Below are 18,221 nucleotides of genomic sequence, written 5' to 3'. Positions count from 1 at the left end.
CGCATGTATCCGTTTCGGAGATAATCCGCCGACTTTGGTTAAGCAAACGCGCCATTTTCAGATGCTTCTTAGCCGCAGTGGCATCATCTTTGGCAAACCGTCTCTTTTGAGGTGTAAATATGGGCCAACTTTATAAAAAATTTGGTAAAATCGAAGTAACGCTTCCTATCCCGCATCTTCTTAACTTGCAGGTAGATTCCTACAAGAAGTTTTTGCAGGAAGGACGTACTGACAGACTGCCTGACGAAGGTCTTGAAGGTGTATTCCGTTCTGTCTTTCCTATTGAAGACTTTAACCGTACTGCAAGCCTAGAGTATGTTCGCTATGATATCAGCGAACCTAAATACGACCAGGCTGAATGCATTGCAAAAGGTCTTACCTACGAAGCACCAATTCGCATTACCGTGCGTCTTGTTGTGTACGACGTAGATGAAGAGACCGAAAATCGCACCATCCGTGACATTAAAGAACAGGACATCTATTTTGGTACCCTGCCTTTAATGACCGAGAAAGGTACCTTTATTGTTAACGGTACCGAGCGTGTAATCGTTAACCAGTTGCAGCGTTCCCCTGGTATCATCTTTGAGCATGATTCAGGTAAAACGCACTCCAGCCGTAAAGTACTTTACAGCTGCCGCATCATTCCAATGCGTGGCTCCTGGCTCGATTTCGACTTCGATCATAAAGATATTTTGTACGTACGAATTGACCGTCGTCGCAAAATGCCTGCAACTATTCTCTTTAAAGCAATGGGTATGTCTCGCGCAGAAATCCTCGATTGCTTCTATGAGAAAGAGTACTTCCGTTTTGAAGACGGTAAAGTCTTGTGGGAAGTTAAAGATGACATGTACCGCAAGGAAATTGCGCACGTGGATCTTGGCGATGGTGAAAAAGTATTCGTGAAACAGGGCAAACCAATTACCAAGCGTACTTGGCGTCTGCTTCTCGAAGCTGGTATCGAAGCAATTGAAATTGCTCCTGACACCCTCACCGGTCTCTTCCTTGCTGAAGATCTTGTTGATGAAAACACAGGTGAAGTTCTCGCTGATGCAGCTGACGAACTTACTGAAGATCTCGTAGAACGCATCCGTGAAGCTGGCGTGAAACGCATTCCAGTTCTTCACACTCGTGGTGCGGACGTATCTTCTTCCATGCGCGACACTCTTCTTCTTGATAAAACAGAAGATTCTGAGTCCGCACGTGTTGAAATCTACCGTCGTCTGCGCCCTAGTTCACCTCCAACTCCGGAAATCGCAAGTACATTCTTCGAAAACCTTTTCCGTAGCGGAGACTACTACGACTTATCCCCAGTAGGTCGTTACAAGATGAACCAGCGTCTCGATCTTGATCGCAAGAACGATATGCGCACCTTGTCAGACAACGATATTTTCACAGCAATTAAGATTCTGTGTAAATTGAAAGACTCTCACGGTCCTGCAGACGATATCGATCATCTCGGTAACCGTCGCGTACGTCCGGTAGGTGAACTGGTAGAAAACCAGTACCGCATCGGCCTCGTACGTATGGAACGTGCTATCAAAGAACGTATGAGCCTGCAGGAAGTAGCGACACTTATGCCGCACGACCTCATCAACCCTAAACCGGTTGCTGCAGTGCTTAAAGAGTTCTTCGGTACTTCCCAGCTTTCACAGTTCATGGACCAGACTAACGCGTTGTCTGAGGTAACTCACAAACGTCGTCTGTCTGCACTCGGACCTGGTGGTCTTACCCGTGAACGTGCTGGCTTTGAAGTTCGAGACGTACACACATCTCACTACGGCCGTATTTGTCCTATTGAGACTCCTGAGGGACCAAACATTGGTCTTATCGTGTCTCTGACTACGTACTCCAAAGTTAACGACTTCGGTTTCATTGAAACCCCGTACCGCATTGTTGAAAACTCCCGCGTTACTGATGAAGTTATCTACATGGATGCTACCACAGAGCAGGGTCAGGTTGTTGCGCAGGCAAACGCAGAAATTGATGCTGATGGTAACTTTGTAAGAGAATTTATTACAACTCGTTACCACGGTGATGTTCTCATGTCTCCACGTGAAGACGTTACCCTTATGGATATCTCCCCAAGCCAGATGGTTTCCATCTCTGCTGCGTTGATTCCATTCCTTGAGCACGATGATGCGAACCGCGCACTCATGGGTTCCAACATGCAGCGTCAGGCAGTGCCATTGTTGCGCTGCAACAAGCCTATTGTTGGTACCGGCATGGAAGGCCCTGTAGCACAGGACTCCGGCGCATGTATTATTGCTGAAGGCGAAGGCGTTGTTCGCTTTGCCGATGCTGACCGTATTGTTGTTTCTTACTCCGACGGCCTCTACCCAGAATCCGGTGGCGTTCGCAGCTACGATCTTCAGAAGCATCACAAATCTAACCAGAGCTCATGCTTTGGGCAGAAGCCAACTTGTAATCCTAACCAGTCAGTTGTCCGCGGTACTATTCTCGCTGACGGCCCTGGCATTGAAGATGGCGAGCTGGCACTGGGTAAAAACCTCGTAGTAGCGTTTATGCCTTGGTGTGGTTACAACTTCGAGGACTCCATCCTCCTCTCCGAACGTATGGTTAAAGAAGATGTCTTCACTTCCGTACACATTGAAGAGTTTGAAGTTGTCGCACGTGACACCAAGCTTGGACCTGAAGAGATTACCCGCGATATTCCAAACGTAAGCGAAGAAATGCTCCGCAACCTTGATGGTAGCGGCATCATTCGCATCGGTGCAAACGTATGCCCGGACGATATCCTCGTAGGTAAGATTACTCCTAAAGGTGAGACTCAGCTCTCTCCTGAAGAGAAACTCCTCCGGGCGATCTTCGGTGATAAAGCACGCGACGTTAAGAACACCTCCCTGAAAGTTCCTCCAGGAATCGAAGGTACTGTAATTGACGTTAAAGTGTTCAACCGTCGTTCCGGTGAGAAAGACGAACGCACCAAAAATATTGAAGATTACGAACTTGCTAAGCTTGATCGTAAAGAACAGAGCCACATTTCGGCCCTTACCATGTCTACCATGACTAAAATTGTGGCAGAAGCGGAAGGCAAGCAGCTTGCTCTCAATATTGCAGGTAAGCGCAAAGGTGAAGTTCTTGCAGAAGCAGGTCACGTAGTAACAGCTGAAATCCTTAACGAAGTACCAGTTAAGAAACTTTCAGATCTGTTTAAAGCTAAAGAAGTAAACGAAGCCATTGATCACTTCATTGAAGAATACGATCAGCAGGTTTCCTTTATTAAGAATATCTACGATACCAAGCGTGAAAAAGTGTCTGAAGGTGATGATTTGCCTCCAGGCGTGCTCAAGATGGTTAAGTGTTACATCGCCGTTAAGCGTAAGCTTAGCGTAGGTGATAAAATGGCTGGCCGTCACGGTAACAAAGGTGTTGTTTCCCAGCTTCTTCCGATCGAAGATATGCCATTCTTCGCTGATGGTTCTACAGTAGACATCGTACTTAACCCACTGGGTGTACCGTCTCGTATGAACATCGGACAGATCATGGAAACTCACTTAGGTTGGGGCGCACTCAAACTTGGTGAGCAGCTTGCAGCACTTCTCGAAACCGGAGAACACCTTAAAGATGTTCGTTCCCGCGTTAAAGGTGTCTTCAAGTGTGATTCAATCAACCTTATGGTTGACGAAATGGACGATGATGAATTCACCAAATCCGTTCGTCGATTGAGTACCGGTATTGTTACTAAGACTCCGGTATTTGATGGTGCACGCGAAGATGAAATCTGGTCCTGGATTGACGATGCAGGCATGCCTGCTGACGGTAAGAACGTACTGTTCGATGGCCGTACCGGTGATCAGTTCGAAAACCGCGTAACTACAGGTGTTATGTACATCCTGAAGTTGCACCACTTGGTTGATGAAAAAATCCATGCCCGTTCAACTGGTCCTTACTCACTCGTTACGCAGCAGCCACTGGGCGGTAAAGCTCAGTTTGGTGGCCAGCGTCTTGGTGAGATGGAAGTATGGGCACTGGAAGCACATGGTGCAGCTTACATGTTGCAGGAATTCCTGACCGTTAAGTCTGATGACGTAACCGGTCGTGTTAAGATGTACGAGAAGATCGTTAAGGGTGACAACTTCCTTGAAGCTGGCATGCCTGAGTCCTTCAACGTACTTATTAAGGAATTGATGTCCCTCGGTTTGGACATCACCCTGCATCAGGAAGAGGAACAAAAAGGTCCGCGCACCTTCCTTGCTGACTAAATAGAACGGGTTTGCCTTGCTTGGCAGGGCAAACCCGATTTTAGGATACTGTTACAGTTCCCAAAACCCGCATAAAACCTTTATGGGTGGGGTAACAACTATGACTTTAGATGATCTTTTCTCTGCACGAAGCAATACAGCTCAAGCTGCAGATATTCACAACCTGAAGGCTATTCAGATCTCAATTGCTGCCCCTGAAGCAATTCGTGAGTGGTCTTATGGTGAAGTGAAAAAGCCAGAAACCATTAACTACCGTACGTTCAAGCCTGAACGCGACGGTCTTTTCTGTGCAAAAATCTTCGGCCCAGTAAAAGATTACGAATGCAACTGCGGAAAATACAAACGCATGAAGCACCGCGGCATCGTCTGCGAAAAGTGTGGCGTTGAAGTTATTGCTTCCAAAGTTCGTCGTGAGCGTATGGGTCACATTGAGCTTGCTGCTCCTGTTGCACATATCTGGTTCCTGAAGACTCTGCCTTCCAAGATTGGTACATTGCTCGATATGACAATGTCCGACCTTGAAAAAGTATTGTACTTCGACTCTTTTGTCGTTCTTGATCCGGGTCAGACTTCCCTTGCTAAAAATCAGGTTATCTCAGAAGACCATTACTTCCAGGTAATCGATCACTACGGCGAAGACGCAATCGTAGTAGGCATGGGTGCTGAAGCTGTTCGCGGTCTCATCGAAGAGCTCAATCTTGAGACTCTGCGCCATGAGTTACGTGAAGAATCACAGACTACCCGTTCTCAGACAAAAAAGAAAAAGCTTACAAAACGACTGAAGATTGTTGAGGCTTTCCTTGAGTCCAACAACCGTCCTGAATGGATGATTATGGAAGTTGTTCCGGTAATTCCACCAGAACTCCGTCCACTCGTTCCTCTGGATGGCGGACGTTTCGCTACTTCCGACCTTAACGACCTTTACCGTCGTGTTATTAACCGTAACAACCGCCTGAAGCGTTTGATGGAACTCGGTGCTCCTGAGATCATCATCCGTAACGAAAAACGTATGCTTCAGGAATCAGTTGACGCACTCTTCGACAACGGTCGTCGTGGTCGCGCAATTACTGGTACTAACGGCCGCCCTCTTAAATCCTTGTCAGATATGATTAAGGGTAAACAGGGTCGTTTCCGTCAGAACCTTCTCGGTAAACGTGTTGACTACTCTGGTCGTTCCGTAATTGTTGTAGGTCCTAGCCTTAAATTGCACCAGTGCGGTCTTCCTAAGAAGATGGCTCTTGAGCTCTTTAAGCCGTTTATCTACTCCAAACTCGAAGAAAGAAACCTCGCCTCTACTATTAAGAGTGCGAAGAAAATGGTTGAACGAGAAGAGTTGGTAGTTTGGGATATCCTCGAAGAGGTTGTTCGCGAATACCCTATTCTCCTTAACCGTGCGCCGACACTTCACCGTCTTGGTATCCAGGCATTTGAACCTACCCTCGTTGAAGGTAAGGCTATTCGCCTGCACCCTCTCGTATGTTCCGCGTACAACGCTGACTTCGATGGTGACCAGATGGCTGTACACGTACCTCTTTCTGTGGAAGCACAGATTGAAGCACGCGTACTTATGATGTCTACAAACAACATTCTTTCTCCAGCTAACGGTTCTCCTGTTATCGTTCCTTCTCAGGATATCGTTCTCGGTCTGTACTACATGACTGTTGAACGTTCATTTGAGATCGGCGAAGGCATGGAATTCTGCGCACGCTGGGAAGTTATATCTGCTTATGACCATGGTCAGGTTTCTCTGCACGCACGTATCAAGGTTCGCCTTGACGACGGTACTGTAGTACAGACCACCCCTGGTCGCGTAATCGTTTCACAGATTCTGCCAGAAGGCATGGGCTTTGAGCGCGCTAACGACGTTATGACCAAGAAAAACATTGGTAAACTCGTAAGTTCTGCATACCGCGAATGCGGCATTAAAGCTTCTGTTCTTCTTTGTGACCGTCTCAAAAACTTAGGTTACGAGTACGGTACCCGCGCCGGTGTTACCATTGGTGTAAAAGACCTTGAGATCCCAAGCAGCAAAAAAGGCATCTTGGAAAAATCTCAGGCGGAAGTTGATGAAATCGAACGCCAGTACCGTGAAGGTATTATTACCCGCACAGAGAAATACAACAAAATCGTTGATGTTTGGACTAAGACCACTCAGGACGTGTCCAACGAAATGATGAAGCACATCTCCCGTGATATCATCAAAGACGAGAAGACTGGCAAAGAAGAGGCTAACCTCTCCTTTAACCCAATCTTCATGATGTCTAACTCCGGTGCTCGAGGTAACCAGGACCAGATGCGTCAGCTCGCAGGTATGCGTGGTCTGATGGCGAAACCGTCCGGTGAAATTATTGAAACACCAATTACATCTTCATTCCGTGAAGGTCTTTCCGTGCTTCAGTACTTCACCTCTACTCACGGTGCTCGTAAAGGTCTTGCGGATACCGCGCTTAAAACCGCGAACTCCGGTTACCTTACCCGTCGTCTTGTTGACGTTGTTCAGGACGTTATCATTGGCGAACATGATTGTGGCACAGTTGACGGCCTTGAACTTGGTCACCTCATTATTAGTGGTGAAATCAAGATGCGTCTTTCTGAGCGTGCAATCGGCCGTGTTGTGCTTTATCCGGTACTCGATCCGATTACCAAGGAAGAAGTTATTCCGGCAAACGGCCTCATCAACGAAGAACGCGCACAGCTTCTCGATGATCGTGGCATCAATACAATCACCATCCGCTCTGCGCTTACCTGTTCTTCTGAACACGGTATTTGTGCACTGTGTTACGGCCGTGACCTTGCTCGCAGTCGTCTTGTTAACTGCGGTGAGACTGTCGGTATTATTGCTGCTCAGTCCATTGGTGAGCCTGGTACACAGCTGACAATGCGTACGTTCCACATTGGTGGTACCGCGTCTACTCAGATTGAAAAATCCAGTATTGAAGCTCAGCACGCAGGTCGCGTTGTGACCTCCCGTGTTAAAGCTGTTACAAATAAAGATGGAAAACACCTTGTACTCGGTAAATCCGGTCAGGTTTCCATCGTTGACGAACAGGGCCGCGAACGCGAAAAATACATCCTGCCTAACGGTTCTCGTTTGAACGTTGTTGATGGTCAGGAAGTAGTTAAAGGCGATGTTATCGCTGATTGGGATCCGTTCAACGAACCATTCGTTTCTGAAGTTCCTGGTACAGTTAAGTTCACCGATATTATCGATGGCAAAACCTTCCAGGAAAAAACTGACCTTGCGACTCAGATGGCAACACGTACCATTATTGAGTACCGTACAACCAACTTGAAACCGTCCATCTCTATTTGTGATGAAAACGGTGAGCCTAAATTCCGCGGTGAGAGTTCAATCCCTGCGGTTTACCAGCTCCCAGTTGGCGCGATTATCATGATTCAGGATGGTCAGCTGCTTGAAGCGGGCGATATCATTGCTCGTAAGCCGCGTGAAACATCCAAAACCAAAGATATCGTTGGTGGTCTTCCACGAGTTGCGGAACTCTTCGAGGTTCGTAAACCTAAAGACCTCGCAGTTGTTACCGAGATCGATGGTATCGTATCATACGCAGGTGAAACCAAAGGTAAGCGTAAGCTTATGGTTACTCCTGAGGTTGGCGAATCCAAAGAATATCTCGTACCAAAAGGTAAGCACATCACCGTTACCGAAGGCGACTTCGTTGAAGCGGGCGAGCAGCTTACTGAAGGTCAGCCAGAACTTCATGATATCCTCCGCATTAAAGGCGAGAAATTCCTCGCTAACTACTTGTGTGAAGAGATTCAGGAAGTTTACCGATTCCAGGGCGTAGGTATTGACGATAAGCACATTGAAATTATCGTCCGCCAGATGCTCAAGAAGGTATCCGTGCTTGATCCAGGCGAAACCAGCTTCCTCGTTGGTGAGCAGGTTGATAAGCAGGAATTCCGCATCGAAAACAGAAAAGCAGTTGGCGAAGGTCGCACACCGGCTAATGCAGAACCTCTGGTTCTTGGTATTACCCAGGCGTCCCTTACAACTTCTTCCTTTATCTCTGCGGCTTCCTTCCAGGAAACCACAAAGGTTCTTACCGAAGCATCCTTGCGCGGCAAACGCGACAGATTGCGCGGTCTCAAAGAGAACGTTATTGTGGGTCGTCTCATTCCGGCTGGTTCCGGTTACCGCGACTTCGTTTCCGCAAACATCGAAGTACCTCAGCAGGAAGAACGTGCCGACAAGTTCCTCGACGAACTTGACGAGCCTGTTTATCCTGGAAACGTATAAGCGTTTACTAGTACTCAAAGCCCCCGCATCATCTGATGCGGGGGCTTTTTTTGTTGATAATATATTTCGATATTTGACTCCAGGCACAAGTCATGGTTTTCTAATCGTACCTTCCCATTTTACTACGCTTTACAGGAGACTTCATGGCTGAAAAATTTACGCAAACACTAACTCGTGATGATCTTCCCGCTTTTTTCAGAAAACTTGCTGACGCTTGCGAATCAACTCCTTCAGAAGGTTTTCCGGATTGCACAAAGGCAAAAAAAGATCCGGCTCTCGATAAAAGACGAATATGGACAGCTTACTGCTAAACTGAAAATGAGTGCCTATATTGATGAGTGCGACCAATGTGATGAATGCGAATGCGGCGGCAAAAGACCGGATGGCCTTCCACAATACAAACGCCTAAAAAAGCGTATGGCTACCAGTTTCAAAGTTATTTTCAAGGCATTGCATCTCAACTCCGTTCCACCGGATGAAGCCGTTGCCGACTTCATTGCCGACTCACGCCTTATGACCAAATATCCGGGCAAAGGTGATCCACTCTATGCTGAATATAATAAACTCACAGATATACTCGAAGAAGCATGGCAAACTAAGAATCTACAAAAATTTCATGAAACTGTAGATACTATGAACCACATGAAAACACAGTGTCATCACCAATATAAGTAGTGTCTTGCGGTAAGGGGGACACCATGAAGTTCACTGATGAGCAAGAAAAAGACAATGCCAAACTTTTGGAAAAACTCCGTAATTATTCTGAAGAAATTACGGAGGACGATCATGCAATTTTTCTAAAGATGATCTCAACGAAGTTGGATACATGGCAGGTCGACCAGATACTTAATCCAGACGAAGTGTATCCGCGGCAGCAGCATGTTCTTGCGACTCACTGGCATCCGGAGTTTGTTCCAATGGAACTCAACAGAGAACGTATTGAAAAAATGTTCCCCAACCGCAAAGACGAACTCATTATTCCAACGCAGCATAATGAGCTTATGACCTACGGTTCGTATACTGGTGCAGAGGTTGATTGTTACGCCAGCGGCTTTCAGGAAAAAGTCCAACTGCTTATCCATTTTGAGTCAGGCAAACTCAAAGATAAGGATACAATGCTGCGCGCAATGCTTGCCCACACCCGCAAGTATAGAGCCAGCCAGTTGTTCGACTTCATCAACTCCTTCACGAAACCAATTGAAGACCGCCTGCACAAAGCTTCACGTAAAACTGGTGTAGAGCCTGTCGCAGTTAAATTTGCCTGCACTGTTGTTGGAAAAATAGAACGAATGCTTGATGAACATTGGGAAGAGGTTCCTGAATTTTCAATCCGCAACAAGCTTATTCGAAATTACATTGATGCACTGCGTCCGCAGTTTGGACACCAGTTTATCGATCGCGTCCAAACCTTTGTGAAAGAAGTAAAGGAAATCGTCAAAGCAAGCTTCCCTCTCGAATACTTTTACAGAGCATCTGAAATAATAGAAGAAACCCGGTATATTGGCGGCACAATCATTATTCCCCATCCGGAACAATTCTGGCCGATATTGTTAGGACGGTACAATGTGGACGGCTACGAAGTCTGGAATCCTCAGTCCCACCGCTATACCGAGTTCCTGATTGATGTCGTTAATGAGCACAACAAACACCGCAATGGCTCTTGCAAAGACCTGCTTATTCTTATGGGTGATGATTGCCATCAAGGTGAGAAAACACGGAAAAAAGACGAGCAGGACCCAGAAAAAACGGAACGTGAAATTGGTGTTCAACCAGCATGGGACGATCTCAATATTCAAAAAAAACTAATTCGGGGTGGTATTACACGCCAGAATGTAATTGAAGAATACCGGTGCCGTCTCTCCAGCTAACACAATAATCTGCAACGCTACTGGAAACGAATATGCATGATGACAAGTTCTCGTTCGAATCCATTCAGGATTCTACATCTATTGTGGAATTGCTTGAATCTATTACACAAGGATTCAGAGACGGATCTATTGCGCTCTCTTCAGAGAAAAATTCCATTAATCTAAACCCTGATGGATTGTTGAATTTTTCCATTAAAGCTAGACAGAAGGCTGAGGAAAGTAAGCTTGAATTACGTACCGCTGGAAAAACAACAATGGCACACCATACTAAAAAAAATTCCATTACGCATTAGCAGTGAGTAACCATGCTGACGTTTGAAGCTCCGCACGATAATTTCATTTTCCTTCTGCTGGAAGTTCAAGGACAAATAGACGCCACGCAGCAATTTTTGTTGCGTCCAACTCGCGTATTACGGCAACAAATTTCTCTGTGTTGTGACAGAACTGCCAACATGCAAGCTGTTATAGAGACAAAATGTTATTCAAAACTACACTCTACTCACGCACTGTCGCAAGGTCAGGTAAGCCGCCTCCGTGCAATCCAAAAAATGGCTACACACTTGCATCTTATCTCCAAGTTCTGCGTCAACATTACAAAACAGATGCACTATCTTACGATCCACAGCAGACTTGATCCTGAAGAATTCACGCCCTTCTTTACAGACATTCAGAGCGCGCTGAAACTTATCCAGCCGACACTCGATGAGGGCAGTCTTTCAAGAGCACTTACAATATGTCGGTTCGAGCATACGATTGATGAAAAATATGAACGTGTATTTTCAAAACTCATTGATGAAATTGATTCCGGAAAAAACGCATCCGGCCATGTAACCGCAATTTTCATATATCGGTATCTTGAACGTATTGGAGACTCTCTGCTTCGCATAGGTGAAGCTCTCATATGCATAACTGTCGGCAACACTCTCAAAGTTTCGCAGTTTGATTCACTTCAGGAAACGCTCGCACAGTCCGGCTTTACAGGTTCTATGCATGATGTTGATTACAAAGCTATACTTGGAAGCCGCTCCGGTTGTTGCATTGGAGTAGTTGAAACCATGCAGCCTTCAGAAACATCAAAGCAAGGTTCAATTTACAAAGAAGGATCTATTTCCAAAATCAAGCTGGAAAAAGAAAATATCGAACGCTGGCAAACTCTTTTTCCTGCACTTGTTCCAAACATATACGGATACCATGAAGGCCCTGACAATGCGGCACTCCTTGTAGAACTACTGCACGGCTGCACTCTGGATGAAATAATTCTTCAGGCAGACCGAAGCGTCATGAATGATGCGCTCACAGTTCTCAAACACACAGTTGGAAATATATGGGAAGTTACCAGACAAGATACGAAAGTTCCTACTAACTATATTCAGCAGCTCTCAAGCCGACTCTCACCAGTGCTTAAAGTACACCCGTCTTCAGTGCGAGATTCTCTTTCAGTCGGTGGAGTAAAAGCATTTTCTACAGCTGAGCTGATTCAGCAGTGTTCGTCCCTAGAAAAAAGCCTCACAGCGCCGTTTTCCGTGCTTATTCACGGAGACTTCAACATGAACAACATCGTATACAACAGCCAGCTTCAAACGGTGCGTTTCATCGATTTATACCGCTCCCGCAATTTTGATTACGTTCAGGACGCATCCGTTTTTCTTGTTTCCCTTTTCCGACTGCCTATTTTTGAACCACAGCTACGCGACAGACTGAATCACGCCACAGAACAATTCTACGCCTTCACTCGCCAATTCGCTCTTGATCAGAACGATGCTACATTTGAAACTCGCCTCGCTCTCGCCCTCGCCCGCTCATTTTATACCTCCACCAGATTTGAACTGAACCAGACTTTTGCCAAACGAATGTACATGAGTGCGTATTACCTTATGGAAAAACTTCTTAGCCATAACAACAACTGGGAAACGTTCAGCCTTCCCGAAGAAATTTTATTCTACTAAAAAGCGACTCTCAATTTCTTTGCCACTTTTTGATGAATATTTTTTTACACTCAGAAATAAGCATGATCCACAAAATTTCGGATTTATACATTACGCTCCAGCACTAGTAACGAAATGAGGTCACATGAAAATAGGCGTGGTTGGCACTCCTGATGGATGGTCTTCAGAATTTCTAGCCGACACTGTTGCCGAAAAAACAGGTTATCGGCTGCTTATCGATATGAAAGACGTACGTCTTGATCTGCATAACAATACCTGCTGGTTTGAAGGCATTGATCTAAACACACTGGACGCACTTATTATCAAGAAAGTCGGTGCGTGGTATTCCCCCGCACTGCTGGATCGGCTCGAGATGCTGCGTTTTCTTAATGAGCAGGGGCTGTCTATTTTTTCCAAACCTGCCAGTATGATCTCCGTGCTGAACCGACTATCCTGCACCACGTCACTGAAACTGGCTGGTATCCCTATGCCACCGACAACACTTACAGAAAGTATTGAAGAAGCTCTATACGCAGTTGCAGAGTACGGAACTGCCGTGTTTAAACCGCTTTATTCTTCCAAAGGCCGCGGCATGATAATCGTTTCAGATAGTGACGATGTACGTACGATAGTAACTGACTATGCCGCAAAATTTTCCATGATGTATATTCAAAAGGTTGTTGACCTTGAAGAGGACAAAGATCTCGGAGTTGTCTTTATCCAAGGGAAATACTTAACGACCTATGCCCGCTGCAAAGGGGATTCATGGAACACCACAACGGCATCCGGAGGCCATTACGCAAGCTTTACTCCGTCACTTGAAATCATAGAACTTGCACGCAAAGCACAACATCCCTTTAAACTTGATTTCACCTGTGTGGATGTTGCCATAACACCGGATGGTCCTGTGGTCTTTGAAGTTTCTGCATTTGGAGGATTCAAAGGGGTTCTTAAAGCACGAGGAATAAATGCGGCACAATTGTATGTTGATGCGGTCATAAAGGAGATTTCATGAACGTAGATTTCACGAATTTTTCGCTAGTACTCAATGCGGTACGCAGTAGGTATCCAGCGACACACAAGCTGCAAATTGCCTTCAACAACTTTGTTGTCGATGTCTTTGTAAACAACAAGTCTTTAGCCGTTGCTCTTGAGCATTACTTTGCTGAATTTATTGTGAAGAATCCACAACGTGCTGTGAACACAACAGTGACAGTTCATGATGCACCGCCACTTTCTTTCCCTTATGCATTTACACTTGCCATGCCTGCTTCACCGCACAAGAAGATTAAACATGAATGGGCAGAGCTTGATGAAGGCCGCGTTATCCACCACCGCATAACAGATATGTATTATCTCATCGGGAACGGAGAAAATTGCATTGCGGGCCCTTGCTTGGAACGAAAGAATCAGGTGGTCAATTTCATTAACAGCCGCTTTATTACTAATCAGGTTGATAATGGATATTTGCTCGGCCACGCTTCGGCAGTCACTTCCAATGGACGAGGGCTGATCATTTGCGGTAATTCCGGTGCTGGAAAATCCACTCTGGCACTGCACATGCTTACAAACGGTGCGGACTTTGTCAGTAACGACAGAGTGCTGATACCTAACAGTGGATCAAACCCGTTTTACGGCACACTCCAGCAGCCGCGCATTAATCCAGGAACAGCATTAAATAACCCAAGCCTTCAACGCATACTTTCCCCTGAGGAACGCATTGAATTTGGTAGAATGTCTCCTGAAACATTATGGCAGACAGAATACAAGTACGATGCCATTATTCCTGAATGCTACGGGAACCACAGATTCATTCCCCATGCTCCACTCAGCGCAGTAGCGATTATGGACTGGCGGCGCAACAGCGAACCCATGATGATTGAAACACTGACAGCTCAAGAAGCACGGCACTTTATTACTCATATGATGAAGAAAAATGATTTGCTATATGTACCAAAAAATAAAGGCTATACAGACCCAACGATTAACGACTATATACAGGCGCTCAAAGACAAGCCTATTTTCGTTCTGCATGGCGGTGTAGACTTTGCTCAAGCCACAAAAAAACTCACAACCTTCCTGAACACAGGGTCGACAGGCGCATAACCAATAATGCAAGATATTGAAATAACCAGAACGGTCACAATACCTGACCCTCTTAAAATTGAACGCTACCGAACTGCACCGCAAAATGGGCCGCGCATTCTCTTTTTTAGTGGGGGCACTGCATTACAGGGAGTTTCGCGTGATATAATAAAATACACGCATAACTCAGTGCATCTTATTACCCCGTTTGATTCCGGCGGGAGTTCTGCTGTTCTGCGTAAAGAGTTTTCCATGCCTGCTGTAGGTGATATCCGTAACCGACTGATGTCCCTCGCGGACGACTCCGCCCTCGGAAATCCAGAAATTTACGCATTCTTTACGCACCGTCTGGACAAAAAAGCTTCGCAAAAAGACTTACGCCAAGAACTTCAGCGCTTGTCCGGCGGCAGTCATCCACTCATCAAGGCTGTGCCGTACCCAATGCGTCGGTTTATTCAAACCAGCATGAGCTCCATAGAAAGCCATATTTCAGATTCGTTTGACCTTCGCGGTGCAAGCCTTGGTAACCTTGTACTCGCAGCAGAATATCTCAACAATGATCGCCAGCTTTCACCGGTAATCTATCTTTTTTCTAAATTGGCTGAGGTGCGCGGAACAGTGCTTCCTACTGTAAACGTCACCGCCCAGCTTGCAGTGTTATTAGAAAACGGTGAATCGGTTGTGGGACAGCACCTCATTACTGGCAAAGAGGCTAAACCGCTTACAAATAAAATTGAAAATATCTGGCTGACCAAATCGCAACACGACTCCTCGCCTATTTCTATTTCTATCTCTAAACATACAAGTAACCTCATCAACAAGGCTGAGCTTATTTGCTACCCTATGGGCAGCTTCTACTCCAGTGTCATAGCAAACTTGCTCCCCAAAGATGTAGGAATAAGTATCGCCAAGACCAAATGCCCCAAAGTTTTCATCCCTAACACAGGCACTGATGTAGAACTTATCGGACACACACTTTCCGAACAGATCGAAATTCTTCTTTTTCATTTAAAGAAAGACGCACCCGCTGATATTACCACGAGTGACGTGCTTAATCTCATTGTGCTTGATTCCGATACTACCCGGTATAATGGCTCACTCAACAATGATATGCTGTCGCGCGAAGGCATTACTGTGGTATCCTGCGATTTGATCACAGAACAAAGCTCACCATACATAGATGCCGCAGTGCTAAACCGGATGCTCTTATCTCTTTGCTAGCACTGCCAGCATGAGGAGAGACACATGGAAAAAAAGAAGATCCACATTTCCGGAAAGATGCCCTGTACTCTTGCATTGTCACATATTGACTGTTTTTTAGAAGGATTACGCGACGGCTCTGTTGTTGTTGAACAAGGTACAGAAAAGATTGTTCTACACCCACATGCAGAAATCAATATGGATATAGAAGCGCGTACCAAAGGTGACAGGCAACGTCTTGTCATTACACTTGATTGGAATGTCCCTGAGACAGCAACTCACGGGCATGATAAAAGCCACCATCCCCACACAAAGCATACTCACGGACACTGCAAAGATTCCGCCAAACATCTTCACGCACATGGCACCGAACAGCATGATGAACTGTATGACGGGCATCATGGCGAACATCATGTGACGGACAACTTCGATCATCCAAGAGAATACGACGAGCACGGTTTCCATTCCCACTACCATTGCCACGGAAAAGACGAACATCAGCTATGTCACTCGCATGAGCACGCAGGTGGACATCACGAACATTTGCAGGAAAAAGGGTGTTGTGAAGATAGAGAGCACGAGCCACATAAAGGCTGTTGTGCCGAACATGATTACGGCAAAAATTTACCAGATCACGAACAGCACAAACATCATCACCATGACCACGATCAACGAGGAAACGGAATCCACGTGCATGGGTACAAAGGATGTTGCCAAGAGAAAAAACATGCGCCGCATGCAGGCTGTTGTTCAGAGCATAACTACGGACAGGATATCGATAAGCCCAAAGACAAAGGCCACGATAAAATGAAACACGGGAGAAATGGAAAAAAGCGCTAGCCGGAACACCCGGCACCTCACATCCTTCTTCCGGTGTTATCCATGGAGAAGGTTATAAAGTCTGGCATATTAAACGTGAAGCATACTTCGACCACAAACATCCGCAGCATTTCATAATGCATAAAATGTTTCATGGCACCCAGACACACCACAAACCTCATGGAAAAGGCGAAAATTACCATCGCCGGAACCACACAGCGTTCACAACCCGTCCTCACCATCAGTCCTCTAAAGACCAATAAAAAAAAAGCTCCCCTTACTAAGTAAAGGGAGCTTTTTTTTATTCCAAACATTCAGCACAGTAAGTGCCAGAAAATAGATGAAGGTCTAGAGGTAGCTGGCAGTTACGATCACGATGCCGCACATAAAACTTAAAACAAGAGCGGGCTTACCACCAACTACACGGTAAGATTTATTCAATCCGGCTGCGCGCATTTTCCAAACCATTACGCACGGAATGAAGATGGCGATAATGGTGAAGGCAGCACCTGCGTGAGCAAGAGCAGCAATAAAACCATTCGGCGCTAACAAGGAGGCTGCGAGCGGTGGAAAGAATACCATAGCAGTTGTTCCTGCACGACTTACTTTGTCATCCTTACGGCGGAAGGTTTCTGCCACAAGATCAAACAAGGCAAAGGCTACGCCAATAAATGAGGTTACTAATGCAAGAGAAGCAAACAGGGAAAGAATAGACGAGACCCATGTGGAGCCGCCACTCATCTGGCTGATCAAAACATCAACGTTATCCATTACAGCAAGCTGATCAGGCGTTGCGCTGCCCAGAGCAAGGGTCAACCATGCAAAGTAGCAAATAAACGGAATGGTACTGCCCACTCCAAAAATACGGATGAGTGTTTTTCTATCATCACCGATGTAGTTAACAATACTTGGGATACACGGATGGTAACCAAAGGATGTAAACAGAACAGGCAAAGACATTATCAATAATTTTGCTTTTGGCTGACCGATAGCAAGGTTCTCAAGATTCAACTGCCCACCAAGTGTGGCAAAGCAGGCAACCATAGCCACAAGCATTCCGATAAAGAGGTACTTGTTTGCTGTAACAACAGAGTGTGTGCCGGAAAAAAGCAAGGTAGCACTTATGCCTGCAAAGATCAGGGTACCCATGCGTGCATCTAAGCCCGTATTACTGGCGATAATGCCGCCCATACCGGTAAGGTATGCAACAAGAAGACAGTAAAATAAGAAGAAAACACTACCTGTACCCAACAGCTGACCGGGACGACCAAGAATTTTGCGGGTCATGAAGTTTAAGTTAACGCCCTTGCCGAACTCAAGATTGATTTCAAGCAGGAGCAGAGCAACGTACATTGCTACAATCCACATAAACAACAGAACCAAAGATCCTGTTACGAATCCGAGACTTCCGATAGCCATTGGAAGCCCGAGCATCCCCGCACCGATGGATGTACCGGCAACAATGCTGACGGCACCTAAATTCTTTGAAAGCATACCTCTCCCTTTTTCATAGTACAACATCACACCCCAAGCTGCCTCTATGAACAACAGGCAATATGCTTCTATGTAATACTGTGTGTCTTTTGCTTCTTCACATTGCATACACTATACACACACAACATGCATTTTTTGACATTTTTGTACATAAAAAGACTGCAACAACAGCCCCTTTCATGACGAAGACAATTTCTACACAGACTAATAGTGTAAATCAAGTGCATTTCGTTATAGATGAAGTTCACATTATTGTTATTCCATGTACTACAACAGTGCATTTTACATGCTATTTACATGACAAAACAGATTGTTACAGTTTCAAACGTACTTTTGCAGTACCTACTAC

Annotated in this window: 12 protein-coding genes; 11 read left to right on the top strand and 1 reads right to left on the bottom strand. The window is 45.7% G+C overall.

Annotation, left to right across the window (positions count from 1 at the left end; genetic code table 11):
* Nucleotides 1-119 precede the first annotated feature (119 nt).
* The 11 genes from rpoB to MKHDV_RS03780 all read left to right on the top strand — a co-directional run bounded on the left by rpoB (nucleotide 120) and on the right by MKHDV_RS03780 (nucleotide 16,399).
* Entirely contained in the window at nucleotides 120-4,223 is a 4,104-nt protein-coding gene (rpoB, locus tag MKHDV_RS03830) for a DNA-directed RNA polymerase subunit beta (protein ID WP_160712425.1), read from the top strand.
* Nucleotides 4,224-4,323: 100 nt separating this feature from the next.
* A complete protein-coding gene (gene rpoC / locus MKHDV_RS03825; protein WP_160712424.1) occupies nucleotides 4,324-8,481 on the top strand; it encodes a DNA-directed RNA polymerase subunit beta' in 4,158 nt (1,385 codons plus the stop codon).
* A gap of 143 nt (nucleotides 8,482-8,624) precedes the next feature.
* Nucleotides 8,625-8,792: a hypothetical protein gene (locus MKHDV_RS03820; RefSeq protein WP_160712422.1), complete on the top strand. Its 168-nt coding sequence runs from the start codon at nucleotides 8,625-8,627 to the stop codon at nucleotides 8,790-8,792.
* A gap of 7 nt (nucleotides 8,793-8,799) precedes the next feature.
* Nucleotides 8,800-9,156 carry a GAK system XXXCH domain-containing protein gene (locus tag MKHDV_RS03815; protein WP_160712420.1) on the top strand — a complete coding sequence of 119 codons (357 nt, stop codon included), beginning with the start codon at nucleotides 8,800-8,802 and terminating at the stop codon, nucleotides 9,154-9,156.
* Between the two features lie 23 nt (nucleotides 9,157-9,179).
* Complete coding sequence (locus tag MKHDV_RS03810; protein WP_254060404.1) at nucleotides 9,180-10,349, top strand: hypothetical protein; 1,170 nt, start codon at nucleotides 9,180-9,182, stop codon at nucleotides 10,347-10,349.
* 32 nt (nucleotides 10,350-10,381) lie between these two features.
* Complete coding sequence (locus MKHDV_RS03805; RefSeq protein ID WP_160712418.1) at nucleotides 10,382-10,642, top strand: amphi-Trp domain-containing protein; 261 nt, start codon at nucleotides 10,382-10,384, stop codon at nucleotides 10,640-10,642.
* A gap of 12 nt (nucleotides 10,643-10,654) precedes the next feature.
* The gene (locus tag MKHDV_RS03800) at nucleotides 10,655-12,295 is read left to right on the top strand and encodes a PhoU domain-containing protein (protein ID WP_160712416.1); all 1,641 of its coding nucleotides are present in this window, start codon (nucleotides 10,655-10,657) and stop codon (nucleotides 12,293-12,295) included.
* A gap of 124 nt (nucleotides 12,296-12,419) precedes the next feature.
* Entirely contained in the window at nucleotides 12,420-13,289 is an 870-nt protein-coding gene (locus MKHDV_RS03795) for a GAK system ATP-grasp enzyme (RefSeq protein ID WP_160712414.1), read from the top strand.
* On the top strand, nucleotides 13,286-14,380 hold the full coding sequence (locus MKHDV_RS03790) for an HprK-related kinase B (RefSeq protein ID WP_160712412.1): 1,095 nt from the start codon (nucleotides 13,286-13,288) through the stop codon (nucleotides 14,378-14,380). Before MKHDV_RS03795 ends, MKHDV_RS03790 begins: the two co-directional genes overlap by 4 nt.
* A 6-nt stretch (nucleotides 14,381-14,386) precedes the next feature.
* A complete protein-coding gene (locus tag MKHDV_RS03785; RefSeq protein ID WP_160712410.1) occupies nucleotides 14,387-15,580 on the top strand; it encodes a GAK system CofD-like protein in 1,194 nt (397 codons plus the stop codon).
* A gap of 24 nt (nucleotides 15,581-15,604) precedes the next feature.
* Nucleotides 15,605-16,399, top strand: coding sequence for an amphi-Trp domain-containing protein (locus tag MKHDV_RS03780; RefSeq protein WP_160712408.1), 795 nt, complete (start codon nucleotides 15,605-15,607; stop codon nucleotides 16,397-16,399).
* Between the two features lie 327 nt (nucleotides 16,400-16,726).
* Here the strand turns inward: MKHDV_RS03780 and MKHDV_RS03775 are convergent, their stop codons facing one another.
* The gene (locus tag MKHDV_RS03775) at nucleotides 16,727-17,872 is read right to left on the bottom strand and encodes an amino acid permease (protein WP_160712406.1); all 1,146 of its coding nucleotides are present in this window, start codon (nucleotides 17,870-17,872) and stop codon (nucleotides 16,727-16,729) included.
* Between the last annotated feature and the right edge of the window lie 349 nt (nucleotides 17,873-18,221).

The organism is Halodesulfovibrio sp. MK-HDV (genome assembly GCF_009914765.1).
In the GTDB taxonomy this organism is placed as follows: Bacteria; Desulfobacterota; Desulfovibrionia; order Desulfovibrionales; family Desulfovibrionaceae; genus Halodesulfovibrio.
Note: the sequence above shows the minus strand (reverse complement) of the source record. Positions and strands in the feature narration are given on the sequence as shown.

Excerpts from the sequence above, each read along its gene's own strand:
- MKHDV_RS03800 (WP_160712416.1), top strand. The coding sequence starts at position 10,655 with ATGCTGACGTTTGAAGCTCCGCACGATAATTTCATTTTCCTTCTGCTG.
- MKHDV_RS03780 (WP_160712408.1), top strand. The coding sequence starts at position 15,605 with ATGGAAAAAAAGAAGATCCACATTTCCGGAAAGATGCCCTGTACTCTT.
- MKHDV_RS03795 (WP_160712414.1), top strand. The coding sequence starts at position 12,420 with ATGAAAATAGGCGTGGTTGGCACTCCTGATGGATGGTCTTCAGAATTT.
- MKHDV_RS03820 (WP_160712422.1), top strand. The coding sequence starts at position 8,625 with ATGGCTGAAAAATTTACGCAAACACTAACTCGTGATGATCTTCCCGCT.
- MKHDV_RS03805 (WP_160712418.1), top strand. The coding sequence starts at position 10,382 with ATGCATGATGACAAGTTCTCGTTCGAATCCATTCAGGATTCTACATCT.
- MKHDV_RS03775 (WP_160712406.1), bottom strand. The coding sequence starts at position 17,872 with ATGCTTTCAAAGAATTTAGGTGCCGTCAGCATTGTTGCCGGTACATCC.
- MKHDV_RS03790 (WP_160712412.1), top strand. The coding sequence starts at position 13,286 with ATGAACGTAGATTTCACGAATTTTTCGCTAGTACTCAATGCGGTACGC.
- MKHDV_RS03810 (WP_254060404.1), top strand. The coding sequence starts at position 9,180 with ATGAAGTTCACTGATGAGCAAGAAAAAGACAATGCCAAACTTTTGGAA.
- MKHDV_RS03785 (WP_160712410.1), top strand. The coding sequence starts at position 14,387 with ATGCAAGATATTGAAATAACCAGAACGGTCACAATACCTGACCCTCTT.
- rpoB (WP_160712425.1), top strand. The coding sequence starts at position 120 with ATGGGCCAACTTTATAAAAAATTTGGTAAAATCGAAGTAACGCTTCCT.
- rpoC (WP_160712424.1), top strand. The coding sequence starts at position 4,324 with ATGACTTTAGATGATCTTTTCTCTGCACGAAGCAATACAGCTCAAGCT.
- MKHDV_RS03815 (WP_160712420.1), top strand. The coding sequence starts at position 8,800 with ATGAGTGCCTATATTGATGAGTGCGACCAATGTGATGAATGCGAATGC.